Raw genomic sequence first — 14,901 nt, 5'->3', positions numbered from 1 at the left:
CAGCCTTCCATGGATGAAACGGACGTGGCCGTACGTTTCATCCCTGCTTAATGCAAAAACATCAGAGTTGGACAGATGCACCGCTGGCGTACCATCATTGCCCTTGTCGCCGCCCTGGCGACCGCTCCGGCGGCGGCCCAGCTCGTGCCCGGAATCCCCGGTGTCAACCTGCCCGGCATGGGGCTGCCGACGGAGCCGCTGCTTCGCACGCTCGAGGAGACGACCGAGCCGCTCGTGCGGACGGCCACGCGCCTGCTGGAGGAGCGGACAGACCGCCTCACACGCCTGATCCGTAGCAACCGCGACATCATCGAAGTGGATATCCAGGGCGAACCCGCGCGGCGGGGCGAGCTGCTGGTGCTCGATCCCTCCCCCGCCGATCTTGCCCTGATCCGCACGACCGGGCTCGGCGTGGCCGAATCCGAGCAGCTCGGCGCGCTCGGCATCACCGTCGTACGGCTCACATTGCCCAAGGGAATGTCGCTCGCCGAAGGACAGCGCCTGCTGGCCGAGCGCGTCCCCGGAGCGCAAGTTTCAGCCGACAACCTCCACTTCCAGAGCGGCAGCGCGGTCGGCTCCGTCGCGGCGCAGGCCGCTTCGGGGGGTGCGACGATCGCCACCCCGGTCGGCATGATCGACGGCGCGCCTAGCACGGCGGTTGCCGTCACTGCCACGCGCGGGTTCGCCAAAGGCGCGCCGCGGGCGAGCAACCACGGCAGCGCCGTCGCCTCGCTGCTGCGTCAGAGCGGCGTGCGCGATATTCGCGTGGCCGATGTCTATGGCACAGACAAAGCGGGCGGGAATGCCCTGGCCATTGCCCGAGCTCTCTCCTGGCTGATCGGCGACGGGGCGAAAGTCGTTTCGATCAGCCTGGTCGGCCCGCGCAACTCCGTGCTCGAAAAAGCCATCGCCGCGGCGCGCCAGCGCGGGGTGATGGTGGTGGCGGCGGTCGGCAACGACGGGCCCGCAGCGCCGCCCGCATATCCCGCCTCTTATGCCGGCGTGGTCGCCGTGACCGGGGTCGACGGACGCAAGCGCGCGCTGATCGAGGCCGGCCGCGCGCTCCACCTCGACTACGCGGCCCCGGCCGCCGACATGCGCGCCGCCAATGCCAAGGGCCAGTGGATCAAGGTCCGCGGCACATCGTTCGCGACCCCCTTCGTCGCCGCCCGCGTCGCGGCAGCCCTGCAGACGGGCTCCGCCCCCCTGGCGAAGCTCAACCGCGAAGCCGAGGACCTCGGACCGCGCGGACCAGACGACACCTACGGCCGCGGCCTGGTTTGCGGCGGCTGCGCGCGGCGGTGAGGTTCCGTCAGGCGCCGCGCTTTGCTGCAGCACCACCCCGCTGCGACTAGGCTCGCCTCCGGCTCGCCAAGTCTCGCCGCCCCTCCTCTGAAGAGGAGGGGCGGAAAGAGCCCCCTCCTCTTCAGAGGAGGGGGTTGGGGGTGGTGGAGGCGCAGAGTTTTTTCACGCAAAGGCGCAAAGGCGCTAAGACCCTGCGGCGAAGCCGCCCCAAACACGGTCTGACCTTGGAATTCCGAGCCCCCTGCGGGCGCCCTCTTTGCGCCTTCGCGTCTTTGCGTGAACTAAATACCTCTGCGCCTCCGCGCCTCTGCGAGCGCATCGAACGGCACGCGAAACCTCGCCACACTCGAATGCAGAAGCGCGCGATCTAAAAAAATCGCAGGTGCCATGAATTAAACCGCGAACCCGGTCCGTTTCCTTCATGAGCCGGCGCAATCGACCGGCCTTCAGTTCAACGAAGGAGCGAAATCATGAAGACGATCCTTATCTCCAGCGCAGCCCTGCTGCTGTTTGCCGCGCCCGCCCAGGCACAGATCCTCGGTGGCGGTGGCGCTGTCGGCGGCGTGCTCGGTGGCGCAGGTTCGGTGGGCGGCGTGCTCGGCGGCGGTTCGGTGGGCGGTGTGCTCGGCGGATCGGGTTCGGCCGGCGGCACCCTCGGCGGCATCGGCAATCCGACTGATACCGTTCGCGGCGCGACGCGCGGCACGATCGAAGGCTCCGCCCGTGGCGAAGGCCGCGCCAACGTCGATCGTCGCAGCGGCCGTGTCGAAGCCCGTGGCAACGGCGGCGGCAATGCCGGCGGTTCCGTGACCCAGACGATCACCGGTCCGCTCGGCGCGGGTTCGGCCAAAGGCTCGGCGAACGGCTCGGCTTCGGCCGGCGGTAGCGCCAACGCCCAGCTCATCGGCACCGACGCGGTCGGCGCGACCGTGAACCAGGCCCGCAACGTCGCTCTCGGCACCGCTGCCTCGGCCCAGGGCAGCGCGAACGCCGCAGCCAACGGCGCTGCCGGTACTGCCGGCGGCCTCGTGGGAACCACCGCGAACTTCGCCGGCTCCGGCCAGGGCGCTGCGAACGGTGCGGCCTCGGGTGCGCTCGGCCAGCTGGCTCTCGCAGGTAGTGCGGCCTCGGCAGCCAACGGAGCCTTCGCGGTCAACCAGGGAACGCCGGTGCTCGCCCCCAACGGCCAGGCCATCGGGGCCGTGACCGGAGTTGTCGCGAATTCCCAAGGCCAGGTGCAGCAAGTGCTCGTCAACGTGGACGGCGCCGAAGCCATGCTCCCGGCGAGCAACTTCCAGGCGAGCGGCAACGCCCTGGTCTCGGCGATGGGTGAAGGTTCGATCAGCACCATCGCCCAGCAGCAGGATGCCGCTGAGTAAGAGATAGACCTCGGGCCTGCCCCCACGCCCCCCGTGATTGGCCCGACGTCTCGCGCCCGGAAAGGTACCCCCCTTTCCGGGCGCTTTCTTTTGCCTGTAGGGAGCGGGCTCAGCCGCTCGGATGGTAGAAGTCGTAGACAGCCTGGGCGACAGCCTCGCTGACGCCGGGCGCGCGCTTCAGATCTTCGAGCGCCGCCGCCCTGACCTTCCCCGCAGTTCCGAAGTGGAGCAGCAGCGCCCGCTTCCGCGCCGGGCCGATGCCCGGGATCTCGTCCAGCGGGCTGGCGCTGATCGCGCGGCTGCGCTTGGCACGGTGGGCGCCGATGGCGAAGCGGTGCGCCTCGTCGCGCAGGCGCTGGAGGTAGAACAGCACGGGGCTGTTCACCGGCAGGGTCTTCTCGCGTCCATCCGGGAAATGGAACACCTCTCGCCCCTCGCGCCCATGGTGCGGCCCTTTGGCGACGCCGATCAGCGGCACGTCCTCGATGCCGAGTTCCTCCAGCGTGTCGCGCACGCTGGACATCTGGCCTTTGCCGCCGTCGATCAGCACGAGGTCCGGCCACAGCCCGCCGTCGCGGTCCGGATCTTCCTCCAGCGCGCGGGAGAAGCGGCGGCTCATGACCTCGCGCATCATGCCGAAGTCGTCGTTGGTCTGGGCCTGGCGGATGTTGAACTTGCGGTACTGGTTCTTGCGGAAGCCTTCCGGCCCGGCGACGATCATCGCACCCACCGCCTTGTCGCCCTGGATGTGGCTGTTGTCGTAGACTTCGATCCGGCCCGGCACTTCGGGCAGTTCGAGGAATTCGGTCAGCTCGCGCATGACCCTGGCCTGTGTGCCGCTCTCCGCCAGGCGCCGGTCGAGCGCCTCTACGGCGTTGCGGCTTGCCTGCTCCATCAGCCGGCGACGGTCGCCGCGCTGGGGCACGCTGATCTCGACCTTGCGGCCGGCCAACTCGCAGAACGCTTCCTCCAGCAGGACGCGGTCGGGCAGTTCGCGGTCGAGCAGGATCGTGCGCGGCGGCGGCACTTCCTCGTAGAACTGCGCCAGCACGCGGCTGAGCACTTCGTCCTCCGAGACTTCGGCTATGTGGCTCGGGAAGAACGCCCGGTGCCCCCAGTTCTGGCCGCCGCGGATGAAGAAGCCCTGGATCGCGATCTGCCCGCCCTTGTGCGCCAGCGCGAAGACGTCGGCGTCGCCGACCCCTTCCGCGTTGATCGCCTGGCTGCCCTGGATGAAGGTCGCCGCGCGCAGCCGATCGCGCAGCATGGCGGCGCTTTCGAAGTCGAGCGCCTCGGCCGCGCGGGCCATCTGGGTCTCGATCTCGCGCTGGACCGCGCCGGACTTGCCGCCGAGAAACTCCTTCGCCTGCCGAACGAGGTCGGCATAGCCGTCCTTGTCGATCCGCCCGACGCACGGGGCCGAGCAGCGCTTGATCTGGTACAGCAGGCATGGCCGATCGCGCCGGGACAAAAAGCTGTCGGTACAGGATCTTAGGAGGAACAGCTTCTGCAGCGCGTTAATCGTGGTGTTGACCGATCCGGCGCTGGCGAAAGGCCCGTAGTAGTCGCCCTTCACCTTGCGCGCGCCGCGGTGCTTCATAATACGTGGGAAATCGTGCCCGGCGCGCAGCAGGATGAAAGGGAAACTCTTATCATCGCGCAATAACACATTGTAAGGTGGGCGAAATCGCTTGATGAGCTGGGCTTCCAGCAGCAGCGCTTCGGCTTCGCTGTTGGTGGTGATGATCTCCATCGCCCGCGTCTGACTGACCATGCGCTGCAGGCGGCTGGAGAGGTTGGAGATCTGGCAATAGTTCGCCACCCGGTTCTTCAGCGCGCGCGCCTTGCCGACGTAGAGCACGTCTCCGCGCGCATCGAGCATGCGGTACACGCCGGGCTTCGGCTTCAGGGTCCGCACGGTATCGCGGATCGCCTTCACGCCCGTTTCGATGTCGGGCTGTGTCGAGCCTTTCACGACATATGTCGCGCGGTCCTCGTGAAAGCGCTCGGCGCCGTTCGGGTGTGAGGGAGTTCCTGCGGGAGTGCGGGCCATGCGCAGCACATAGGTGCTCGCACGGCCCCCGTCATCCCGCTCCGGCGCCCAAGCGTCAGAACATCTTGCGGAACTCGATCTCGAACCGGCGGCCGACCGGGTCCATCAGGAACGGCTGGTAGCGCAGCGGCACTTCGCCGTTCTGGTCGGTCACCTCCTGCCGCGTGTCGAACACGTTATCGATCGCGAAGGAAACGCGCGTGTTCTTGAGGAACGGCACGCTTTCGACCAGCTTCTCCTGCCGCCCGAGATCGGCAAACATGCGCCAGTCGAGCGTGAACAGGTCGCCGAATGTGAGATCGCTGCTGCCAGGAAGGCCGCTGCCTTCGACACGCGTGCCGCTCTGGTAATCGGCGCTCAGGCGCGTGCCGAAGCCTTTGTAGAACGCGCCCCCCTGGAGGCTGAGCGTGTGGCGCGAGACGCCGCCGCCCGAGAGCGCATCGCCGTCGAGCAAGTCGAGCAGCGGGCCGCCATCGGCGATCAGCACTTCGTTCTCCAGTTCGATCGTATGGTTCAGGCCGATGTTCCAGCGGCCGCCCCCGCCGCCAGGACCGCCGCGCCCGCCAGGACCGCCGCCGCGGACGAAGCCGGGTCCGCCCGGTCCGCGTCCGCCTGGGATGCGGACTTGAGGCGCAGCCCCTGTCGGAGCGGCCCCGCCCTGTGCGGCAGCGGCCGCCTGGCCTGCTTCCGCGCTGCAGATGCGGGTGCGCAGTTCCGCAAGCCGCTGCGGATCGATCTGCCCGTCAGCGCCGCGCAGCCGGGCCTGCATAGGCTCGGGAAGAACCGACAGGTCGGGCGGCGTGTCGCCCTCAGCACACAGGCTCTGCCGGATCGCCGCGAACCGCTGCGGATCGAATGTCGCCCTGAGTGGCCCGCCGCCTCCCGGCGCGGCAGCCGGAGCGCCTCCGGCAACAGGACCTGGTCCACGCGAACCGCCGCCGCTCTGCTCTTCGCCGCCGCTGATCTCGCCGGAGAAGTTGAGCCCGATGCGGATGCGCTGCGAGTTCTGCTCGGCGAAAGTCACCGGGCGCTGGTCGATTGCGAGCAGCGTGCCGCCCGACCCCCGGGTTACCCGATCGGGGAAGGCCGCCTCGATATCGGGCGTCAGCAGCGGGAAGGAAGCCGTAACGTCGCTCGAACGGTTGCGGAAGTACTCCACCGAGATGTTCGAGCGGTCGAACCACGGCAGATCGTATGTCAGCCCCAGCTTGATGTCGCGCTGAGTCTCGCTCGTAAGCGCCGGGTTGCCGCCGGTGGTGACCGTCGCCAGCGCGGTTTGGCCGGTGGTGAAATCGTAGACCGGCACGTTGAGGTTCACGATCGTCGGCGCGCCGAGCTGGCTCAGCCCGGGGGCCGCCTCGCGGAAGATATAGCTGGCCTGGAAGTTGAGCTCCTCGGTCAGCCCCCAGTTGAGCCCCGCGCTCCAGTCCATCAGCGTGCCGAAGTCCGAGAGGTGCTCCGCCCCGGCGCTGAAGTTGGCGGTCAGGTCGCCGAGGAAGGCCCAGGCGTCGTCCCTGCGGCTGGCGATCGGGACGGACACGTTGACGCCGCCGTTGAGATTGCCGCGGGTCAGTTCGGTGTCGAATTCCGGGTTGCGGGTGTCGCTGCTGTCGATCCGCTGCCAGTCGTATCCGCTGTCGAGCGTCACCGAGATCTCGCCGGCCGGTAGCAGGATCGGATTGCCCATGGCGGTGATCTTGGCCGCGGCGCTGTCGGTCTTGCTCTTCGCCGTGTCGAAGCCGGCATCGGCCAGCGGCGGCAGCGGCCCGTCGATCGCCAGCGTCCCGTCCGCCGCAGCCTGGACCAGCGCGGCGGTCTCGGCGCGGCGGTCTATCCGGCTCGTGCTGTCCGCATGGCTCGCATCGATCGTGCCCGTGAGTTGCCAGTCCCCGGCGCGGGCGTTCAGCGTGCTGCCGAACGAGAACGTATCGGTGCGGGTGCGGCGCGTGAGCGGATTGTCCGCGCCGAAGATGCGCAGTGCGCTGTCGCCGTCCGGATCGGTGAGGGTCACCGTGTCGAGGCCGGAAAGCGAGCGGCCGTCGCTGCGCTGCGCAGTGCCGTTGAGGCTGAGCGAGGCGCCGGCCTCGCCAATGCCGCGGGTCCAGTTCGCCGTCAGTTCGTAGTCCTCGCTGTCGGACACGAGGCTGCGATAGGGGCCCTGGTCGGGATCGCCGGGAACCACCGGAACGACGCTCTGGATCACGCCGCGCTCCGCCTCGGTGAGCAGGCTCGTGTCGCTCAGCTCGAGATTGATGTTCAGCCGGCTCGGCCCCGAGATGTTGAGCAGCGTCGCCTCGAGCTCCTTGTCGGAGGTGCCGCCGTCGAACGGCTGCCCGTACTCGACTTCGATCTCGCGGCTGGAGAAGTTGTCCTTCAGGATAAAGTTGATGACCCGCTGGTCGGGCGAGAAGCCGTATCGCTGGGCCACTTCCTCGGCGAGGACCTCCACCTTCTGGATCGCTTCCGGGGGGTAGGAGCGCATCTCGCGGAAGCTGGACACGCGCAGGCCGTTGACCAGGAACGTCGGCGGGCCGCCGCCGCGCCCGCGGCCGCTGCCCGTCTCGGTGCTGAGCGCCTGCACCAGCTCGGCCAGGGAGCCGGCGCCGTAAGTGGCGATGTCTTCCTCGTCGAGCTCCAGGATCGGCGGCTGCGGCGCATCGACCTGGCCGCGCAGCGTGTTGCCGATGACGATGATCTCGTTCTCGGAACCGCCGTCGGTGGCGTCGATCACCTCCGGCGTGTCGCCGACTTGCGCGGGCTGCGCCGTATCTTGAGCGGCGGCCGGATAGGCTAGCGAGGCTGCGATCGCGGTGAAACTGGAGGCCAGGAGAATACGCAAGGTCATCGACCCCTTCTTGCAAGGTTGCTTGTCTCTCCCCGGGCCGCCTAATCGCTTCCAGGCGGCCGGCCAGCAAGGCGGGCGTGGTAATAAAGTGTCGCAGTTGTATCGCAGCTAAACGGGGCTTGCGGAGGCGAGGCTTCCCTTTTGCGCCAGCCGCCGCTATGCCGCGCGGCCATGCGAACCCACGACACTGGAAACTGAGCATTTATGGCGAAAGAAGAACTCCTCGAGATGCGCGGGAAGGTGGTCGAACTGCTGCCGAACGCGATGTTCCGTGTGGAGCTCGAAAACGGCCATAAGATCATCGGCCACACGGCCGGCAAGATGCGCAAGAACCGCATCCGCGTCCTTGTGGGCGACGAGGTGCTGGTCGAGCTGACGCCCTACGACTTGACCAAGGGCCGCATCACGTATCGCTTCATGCCCGGCCGGGGCGGCCCGGGGCCGCAATAGCCGGCCGGCGCGTGACTGCGCCCTCCCTCGTCCTAGCTTCGGCCAGCCCGCGGCGGCGCGAACTCCTCGCGCGGCTCGGGGTCGAACCCGTGCGCGTGGCCGCTGCCGATATCGACGAAAGCCCGCTGAAGGGCGAGTTGCCGCGAGCATATGCGGAGCGAATGGCGCGGGAGAAGGCGCAGGCCGCCGCCGACGATGAAGCTTTCGTGCTGGCCGGCGATACCGTCGTCGCAGTTGGCCGCCGGATACTCCCGAAAGCGGAGGACGAAGCCACCGCGCGGCAATGTCTGGAGCTGATGTCCGGTCGCCGTCACCGCGTGCTTTCCGCCGTGGCATTGCGCGCGCCCGAAGGTACGGTCCGCGAGCGGCTGAGCGAGACGCAAGTGCGGTTCAAGCGCCTCTCCGCCGAAGAGATCTCCGCCTATCTCGCCGGGGGCGAGTGGCACGGCAAGGCCGGCGGCTACGCCATCCAGGGCAGTGCCGAAGGGCTGATCGCCTGGATCGCCGGCAGCCATTCCGGGGTGGTCGGCCTGCCGCTGTTCGAGACCCGCGCGCTGCTGAAGGCAGCGGGGTTCGATGTCTAGCCGTCGTCCCGGCGAACGCCGGGACCGCTGGCCGCCAGGTCGAGCCAGGTGGCCAGCGGTCCCGGATCAAGTCCGGGACGACGAACAATGACCTGGATCGTCGAGGAGGGGATCGGCGAGCAGCGCGCGCTGCTGCTGGAGGGCGATGAGGTCCTCGCGGCGCGGCTGCAATGGCCCGGAGGCCTTACAGCAGGGCAGGTCGAGGACGCCGTTCTCGCCCATTTCGATCCGGCCCGGAGACGCGGCACCGCGCGCTTCGCCAATGGCGAGGAAGCGTTGGTCGACCGCCTTCCCGCGAGCTCCCGCGAAGGGGCCCCGATCCGGCTGGAAGTCGCGCGCGCGGCAGTCGCGGAGCGCGGTCGGCTGAAGCGGGCGCAGGCCCGGCCGAGCGATGCCGAGCCTCGCCCTGCCCCCGGGCTCGCGGAAACGCTTTCGCAAGATGGTGCGCCCGTGCGGACCGTCCGCCGCTTCCCCGCCGGGGCGTGGGAGGATGTCTGGGCCGAGGCGTGGAGTGGTGAAGTCCATTTCGCTTCTGGGTCGCTGCTGTTCGCCGTGACTCCGGCGATGACCCTGATCGACATCGACGGCGCTGCCCAGCCGGCCAGCCTGGCGCTGGAGTCCGTGGCGCCTCTCGCCCGCGCAATCCGCCGGCTCGATCTCGGCGGCGCGATCGGCATCGATTTCCCAAGCCTTCAGCGCAAGGAGGATCGTCGCGCCGTCGACCAGGCGCTCGGCGAAGCCTTGGCGGACTGGCCGCACGAGCGGACGGCGATGAACGGCTTCGGGTTCGTCCAACTCGTCGCCCGACTGGAGCGTCCCCCGCTGCTTCACCGCCTCGCCCATTCCCGTGCCGCCGCAGCCGCCCGCAAGCTCTTGCGGCAGGCGGAGCATGTCGACCAGCCCGGCGCGCTGCTGCTGACCGCGCACCCTGCGGTTCGCGCGAGGCTGTCCGAGCCGTGGCTGGAGGAACTCGCGCGGCGGACCGGCCGCGAAATCCGCCTCGCCGCCGACCCCGGCCTTGCACTCGAAGGCGGCTTCGCGCAGGCGGTGCCGCTATGAGCAAGATCCGAGCCTGCCCCATTTGCAAGAAGCCACGTAGCGAGGAGTTCTCCCCGTTCTGCTCGAGCCGCTGCCGCGACCGCGATCTGGCGAACTGGTTCGGCGAAGGCTACGCCGTTCCGCGCCCTCCGGCCCCGCCCGAGGACATCGCCCGCGAAGAGGACTGATTACCCCCTTGCCAAGCGCCGCCTCACTCGTCATAGGCGCGCTTCCAAGCCGCTCGCCGGTCCTATAAGACCGCTGCCGCAGCGATGCCCAGGTAGCTCAGTTGGTAGAGCATGCGACTGAAAATCGCAGTGTCGGCGGTTCGATCCCGTCCCTGGGCACCACTCTCCCGGTGCCACTAGAGATTGCCTCCTCCGCACCTGCACTGCGCCGATCGATTCCGTTCCCATCGTTGGGCGCTGCTGACGCAGCCTTCCCGAAGCGGGACGCCGCCTTTCTCGCCATTGCACGAATGCTGGCAGGTGCCCCACTCGGAAGGGGATGCAACCAGGGGGACTTTCATGAAGTTAGGGAGCTCTAGGCGCGACCAGATTCTTCGGGGAATTGCCGAACCTCCACAAAGGCCCGCGCTTGACGAGCGACGCTGCAGCACCCGATCCTTGCCTGCGGTAGGAACTGCGCGGCCCACGATCGGAACCCGCGTGGGCCGTGTGGAGAACGTCTCACCCGCTGGTGCAGCAATCTGTGCGGACATCGCGCTCGATGTCGGCGACAGTGTTCCAGTGAAGTTCCATGGGCGCGAAGTCATAGGAGCGCGCATCGCCTGGAAGCGCGGCAAGCTGGTGGGCCTCGCCTTCTAGCGGCATCGAGGCCACTGGAGGACGAGGCGCCGGCCCAGTGCGCCAGAGCCAGACCCGGTCCCAACGGAAGCGCTCCCTGGCAAGTGCAGTGGGTCGAATGCTTAATCGAGTGAAACACATCCGTTAATCTGCGAGACAGTAAGGATGAGTTGAGCCTTTATAGCGCCCGGTCGGGGACCTATTAACCCTGCCAAAGCTTCTCCAAGTCTTGCTGCACAGTTAGCAGCCAAACATCGGAGAGCTTTATGCGTACCCTCATCTTTGCTTCTATTGGCGCCCTCAGCCTGATTGCTACCCCTGCCATCGCCCAGACTACGGTCGGCGGCGGTATCTCGGCCTCTACGCCGCACGGTTCGGTCGCTGGCGGGGCGAGTGCCGGCACGGCTGACAAGCAGGACGGGAAGCGGAATCGCGCCGAACGCCGCCGCGACCGAGACCATCGCGACCATGACCAGCAGCGCGCCAACTCTGCGACGACTTACGGGTCGGGGACGGTCTACACCGACCGCCGTACGGCCACTGGCGGCGTGACGGCCGGGGCCAGCGCTTCGGGCACCTCGACCCAGAGCGCATCGACTGCAATCGACGCCTATGGACGGACTACGCGAGAAGGCGGTGAAGCCGAAGTTTACGGCGAGTCCGACGCTCGTTCGGGTCGGTAAAGACGCTCCAGGGGGCAGGCTTGTCCTGCCCCCCAACGCGGATCCACGACGATGATCCCGTTACTGCTCTTCGCTGACGTTGCCGACGACACTGCCATGTGCCGGCGCATCTTTTACGGATCCGACGGCGCCTACAGTGAAAGCTGGACGACCGAGATGGAGGCGGAAGCGACTGCAACCGGCTTTAGCGCGAACAGCCGATCGTCGGCGCGCTCGTCGGATCAGGCCAGCGCCAGCAGTTCGGTCTCAGTGTCTTCGCGCAATGGCAAGTCGCGTGCCGCAGCGAGCTCGAGCAACGGAACCGCTCAGCGAACCGTCACAATCACTCGCGATGAGAAAGGCTGCACTATCGTTATCGATGAGCGGCCGCATCAAGGAAACAAGCCATGAAGATCACAGCCCTACTTGCGGCAGCGTCGATCGCCTTTTCAGGCGGAGCGCTGGCGCAAAGCCGAACGGCAGACAGTGCCGCTGGAACTCCGACCGACGGAGACGTGGCCGCCAGTACTTACGGGTCGGGCACGAGCACGCCGGATAGCGTGGCCGTAAGCGGCGGCGGCCAAGCCACCGCCGAGAATGGCGGCACCGCAACGAGCGAGTCGAGAGCACGCTTCAACAACAACAATGCTCACCAAAGATCCGTAGCCGCCGCCCGCGACGATGATGAGCGGGCTCGGTCCACCACGATGACCCGCGTCCGCAAGGACGGGGAAGTCAGCTCGCGGTCGATGTCGATCTACAAGCAGCGCGGTGAAAAACCGGTTATCGAACGCGACAGCAGTCGCAGCGGAAATTAACGCTCCTGAGGCGGGCTCCGGCCCGCCTCGGCATGCGCCGTCTCCGTAACCTGCTGCTTGCCGTCCACGACCGTCCGCCGGTCGGTCCCAGTCGGTTCGACGGGGCTGTCTCCAGCAGAACAAGACAATTCACCCTCGAAGCTATGCCGGCGCCGCGTTTGCTGGCCTCTCACTGCAATGCGCGCCTCGAAGTCCTTTCGCTTGGCCCGAACATGCTCCTCATATTGCACCACGTGAGCAAGCGGCGCGCCCTGGAAGAACATCAACTCACAAGCGAGGGCGACATCCGGTCGAATATGCTCGCTTATAGTCAACCGCCCTGGGTGGACTGGCCCCTCCGGCCGTTCGCACGTGAGTTCAGGCTGCTGGTTCATAAGTCCCCCGTGTTACGGAGGAGAATCATTCCAGCGCGAGTACGTTCCTGGTCCCGAAGATTCTCCTGGTTAACATAGGATTTGCACCGTCGGGCAAAAGGAACGGTCGGGGAAACGCGAGAAATACCACGACACTGCGTGGATTCCTCATGTCGTTTGTCCACCCGCTCCTCCCGTAGTTCTTCCCCTGAGCCATTCACCGTTTCTGAACGATGTTCGTACCGATCGCATCAACACCGCACCGCGCATAAGCTCCTCAGGGAGATGAAGTATGATGCAACTGCTCAGACGCATCGCCGGCGACGCTCATGGCAACGTCCTCTTGATGGTCGGTGCAGGTATGTTCGTGCTGGTCGGCGGCGCAGGTCTGGGCGTCGACACGATCCAATGGTACCTCTGGAAGCGCCAGTTGCAGCAGGCGGTCGACGCCGGGGCTCTGGCGGGCGCGCACGCCATTGCCCAGGGAGCGCCGTTCGAGAGCGTCGCCAAGAGGGACTTGGATCGCAACGCGAACACAGCGATCGTTGTCGAGCGCCTTTCACGGCCTCCCGTGTCGGGCGCTTATGCTGGGAACACCAGAGCCGTCGAGGTTATCGCCACCACGTCGAACGTGCTGCCGTTTTCCAGCCTCTTCCTCGTCTCTGCGCCGACGATACGGGCGCGCGCCGTTGCAGCACCGGTTCGCGTGGGAAAGCACTGCATCATCTCGCTCGCCAAGACATTCACAGGCATATACGTGGCCGGTTCGGTCAACGCGGATATCGGCTGTGGGATCGCATCGAACTCCACCGCGACCGGAGCCATTGCAGTCGATGGGAAGGCCTGGATCAACGCGAGCCCCATGACGGCTGCGGGGACGATCGCTGCAACAAGCCACAACTACCCCTCGGATGCCGTTCTCCAGCCACACAGCGCACCGTTGGAAGACCCGTTCGCAGCGCGCGACGTCGAGGTCCCGACCCAACCGTCGGCATGTACCGCCAGCAAGCTTACGATTGAGGCGAAGCAGAACGTGCGCTTGCGGCCGGGGCGCTACTGCGACGGCATCGACGTGAAGGGCACGGTCACGTTGGACCCCGGAGTCTATATCGTGCACCGGGGTCTCTTCCGGGTCTCGTCCGGCGCGCGGATAACCGGTGAAGGCGTCACGATCGTCCTCACCGGAGACAGCAACAAGGATATCGCCACTGCGGAGATCGCCGGCCATTCGGTGGTCAACCTGAGAGCCCCGACCGATGCCGAGGACCCATACTGGCGCGACATCCTGATCTTCCAGGACCCACGTGGAGCAGTCGCCATCTCCAAAAGCGGAACCGTCACGTCGCGCGAGACTCTGATCACGGGCACCAGCGACACGCGGCTTCACGGCGCCGTCTATTTGCCCGGAGGCGACGTTACTTTCACCGGCAGCTCGTCATCGGCAATGGCGTGCCTGAGCATGGTCACGCAACGCGTGACACTGCAAGGAACGCCAAATCTGCGGAACGGCTGCCCGCCGGATGCAGCACTCGCCACGGCGGCGACCCGCATCAGAGTGGTGGAGTAAGGTGAATCGCGATGCTTAACGGGCGATTGGGAATTCGGTCCGACACCGCAGGTGTGGCCGTTACCGAACTGGCGCTGGTGCTGCCCGTCCTGCTGCTTCTGCTGCTGGGCATGATCGATGTCTCCCGCATGTTCGCCGCTCGCCTGGCGCTCGAGCAGGCGGCGCAGCGGACCACGGACCTCGCGCTCGCGCGGCCGCCGAGCAGTTCGGACACTTTCCTCCGCGACGAGGCCATGGCGGTGGCCGGCGTCCCGGCAGAGAACGTCACAGTAGAGTTAATCCTGGAATGTAACGGCACGCCGCAGTCCGATTACTCGACGTCGTGCCCGGAAGGCGCGTTTACAGGCCGCTACGCCAGCGTGTCGATCGTCAAGCAAGCCGAGCCGATCTTCGACTGGACGAGTTTGTCGCAGGTCCTGGGCCTGGAGCTTTCTCCGACCGTGGTTTCGGGCGACAGCCTGGTGAGGCTTCAATGAGGCTGGCCAGACTAGCCGCGGACCTGCGCGGCGCTACGGCCGTCGAGTTTGCGCTCGCAATGCCCGTGCTGATCACGCTGATGATCGCAGTTCTTCAGTTCGGTATCGTGCTGCATGCATCGGGCGGGGTGCGGCACGCGGTCGGTGAAGGGATCCGGCATGCCAAGGTCTATCCGGAAGCTACCGAGGCCCAAATCTACCAGAAGGTGCGCAGCAGCATGGCTGGGGTCAATCCCGCCGGCATCGCCTCGCTCCGGTTCGAGCGCGGAACCTCGAATGGCGCCGACTTCGGGCGGGTGACGATGCGTTACGAGTTGCAGCCGCTCATTCCCTTCGCGGCCATCCCGCCCATCACCTTGGACGAAACCCGGATGGCGTACTTACCTCGTTGACGCTTCGGCCGCCGCGACCGCGTCGTGATCTCGGACGTCCGGCCGAAGTCTCGACTGCTCATCTCGCAGCAGAAATCCTGCAACTAATCGCGAAGCGCTCCCGCTGGGAGCAGCATGCGCGTAACACGCGGCTCGGCGGGAGCGACTTGAAAGAGCGGTGCCGCGCTATGTTG

At 66.9% G+C, this 14,901-nt stretch carries 15 protein-coding genes and 1 tRNA gene; 14 read left to right on the top strand and 2 right to left on the bottom strand.

Annotated elements, in window-relative coordinates; translation table 11 throughout:
• Positions 1-75: 75 nt before the first annotated feature.
• Together GRI75_RS07605 and GRI75_RS07600 are read left to right on the top strand one after the other, a co-directional pair.
• Positions 76-1,305, top strand: coding sequence for a S8 family serine peptidase (locus tag GRI75_RS07605; RefSeq protein WP_160746353.1), 1,230 nt, complete (start codon positions 76-78; stop codon positions 1,303-1,305).
• Between the two features lie 470 nt (positions 1,306-1,775).
• Positions 1,776-2,684 carry a hypothetical protein gene (locus tag GRI75_RS07600; RefSeq protein ID WP_202389638.1) on the top strand — a complete coding sequence of 303 codons (909 nt, stop codon included), beginning with the start codon at positions 1,776-1,778 and terminating at the stop codon, positions 2,682-2,684.
• A gap of 109 nt (positions 2,685-2,793) precedes the next feature.
• Here GRI75_RS07600 and uvrC read toward each other — a convergent pair whose 3' ends face one another.
• Positions 2,794-4,737 carry an excinuclease ABC subunit UvrC gene (uvrC, locus tag GRI75_RS07595; RefSeq protein WP_160746352.1) on the bottom strand — a complete coding sequence of 648 codons (1,944 nt, stop codon included), beginning with the start codon at positions 4,735-4,737 and terminating at the stop codon, positions 2,794-2,796.
• Between the two features lie 55 nt (positions 4,738-4,792).
• Positions 4,793-7,582: a hypothetical protein gene (locus tag GRI75_RS07590; RefSeq protein ID WP_160746351.1), complete on the bottom strand. Its 2,790-nt coding sequence runs from the start codon at positions 7,580-7,582 to the stop codon at positions 4,793-4,795.
• A gap of 204 nt (positions 7,583-7,786) precedes the next feature.
• Between GRI75_RS07590 and infA the strand changes: the two genes are divergently transcribed.
• The 12 genes from infA to GRI75_RS07530 all read left to right on the top strand — a co-directional run bounded on the left by infA (position 7,787) and on the right by GRI75_RS07530 (position 14,728).
• Entirely contained in the window at positions 7,787-8,032 is a 246-nt protein-coding gene (gene infA / locus GRI75_RS07585) for a translation initiation factor IF-1 (RefSeq protein ID WP_160746350.1), read from the top strand.
• An 11-nt stretch (positions 8,033-8,043) separates the two neighbouring features.
• Complete coding sequence (locus GRI75_RS07580; RefSeq protein ID WP_160746349.1) at positions 8,044-8,616, top strand: Maf family protein; 573 nt, start codon at positions 8,044-8,046, stop codon at positions 8,614-8,616.
• Between the two features lie 87 nt (positions 8,617-8,703).
• Positions 8,704-9,675: a ribonuclease E/G gene (locus GRI75_RS07575; protein WP_160746348.1), complete on the top strand. Its 972-nt coding sequence runs from the start codon at positions 8,704-8,706 to the stop codon at positions 9,673-9,675.
• Positions 9,672-9,842, top strand: a complete 171-nt coding sequence (locus GRI75_RS07570) for a DNA gyrase inhibitor YacG (RefSeq protein WP_160746347.1) — start codon at positions 9,672-9,674, stop codon at positions 9,840-9,842. The genes GRI75_RS07575 and GRI75_RS07570 overlap by 4 nt, the downstream gene beginning before the upstream one ends.
• An 86-nt stretch (positions 9,843-9,928) precedes the next feature.
• Positions 9,929-10,004 (top strand) — tRNA-Phe (locus GRI75_RS07565).
• A 177-nt stretch (positions 10,005-10,181) separates the two neighbouring features.
• Positions 10,182-10,481 carry a PilZ domain-containing protein gene (locus GRI75_RS07560; RefSeq protein ID WP_268891503.1) on the top strand — a complete coding sequence of 100 codons (300 nt, stop codon included), beginning with the start codon at positions 10,182-10,184 and terminating at the stop codon, positions 10,479-10,481.
• Positions 10,482-10,726: 245 nt separating this feature from the next.
• Positions 10,727-11,143, top strand: coding sequence for a hypothetical protein (locus GRI75_RS07555; protein ID WP_160746345.1), 417 nt, complete (start codon positions 10,727-10,729; stop codon positions 11,141-11,143).
• Between the two features lie 51 nt (positions 11,144-11,194).
• Positions 11,195-11,533, top strand: coding sequence for a hypothetical protein (locus GRI75_RS07550; RefSeq protein WP_160746344.1), 339 nt, complete (start codon positions 11,195-11,197; stop codon positions 11,531-11,533).
• Positions 11,530-11,940 carry a hypothetical protein gene (locus GRI75_RS07545; RefSeq protein ID WP_160746343.1) on the top strand — a complete coding sequence of 137 codons (411 nt, stop codon included), beginning with the start codon at positions 11,530-11,532 and terminating at the stop codon, positions 11,938-11,940. Before GRI75_RS07550 ends, GRI75_RS07545 begins: the two co-directional genes overlap by 4 nt.
• A 645-nt stretch (positions 11,941-12,585) precedes the next feature.
• The gene (locus tag GRI75_RS07540) at positions 12,586-13,860 is read left to right on the top strand and encodes a TadE/TadG family type IV pilus assembly protein (protein ID WP_160746342.1); all 1,275 of its coding nucleotides are present in this window, start codon (positions 12,586-12,588) and stop codon (positions 13,858-13,860) included.
• A gap of 11 nt (positions 13,861-13,871) precedes the next feature.
• Entirely contained in the window at positions 13,872-14,336 is a 465-nt protein-coding gene (locus GRI75_RS07535) for a TadE/TadG family type IV pilus assembly protein (RefSeq protein WP_160746341.1), read from the top strand.
• Complete coding sequence (locus GRI75_RS07530) at positions 14,333-14,728, top strand: TadE/TadG family type IV pilus assembly protein (protein ID WP_268891502.1); 396 nt, start codon at positions 14,333-14,335, stop codon at positions 14,726-14,728. Before GRI75_RS07535 ends, GRI75_RS07530 begins: the two co-directional genes overlap by 4 nt.
• The last annotated feature ends 173 nt before the right edge of the window (positions 14,729-14,901 follow it).

Origin of the sequence: Croceibacterium soli (assembly GCF_009828065.1) — a bacterium.
Lineage (GTDB): Bacteria > Pseudomonadota > Alphaproteobacteria > Sphingomonadales > Sphingomonadaceae > Croceibacterium_B > Croceibacterium_B soli.
The sequence above is the reverse complement of the archived record's forward strand: the minus strand, read 5'-3'. Positions and strand labels throughout refer to the sequence as shown.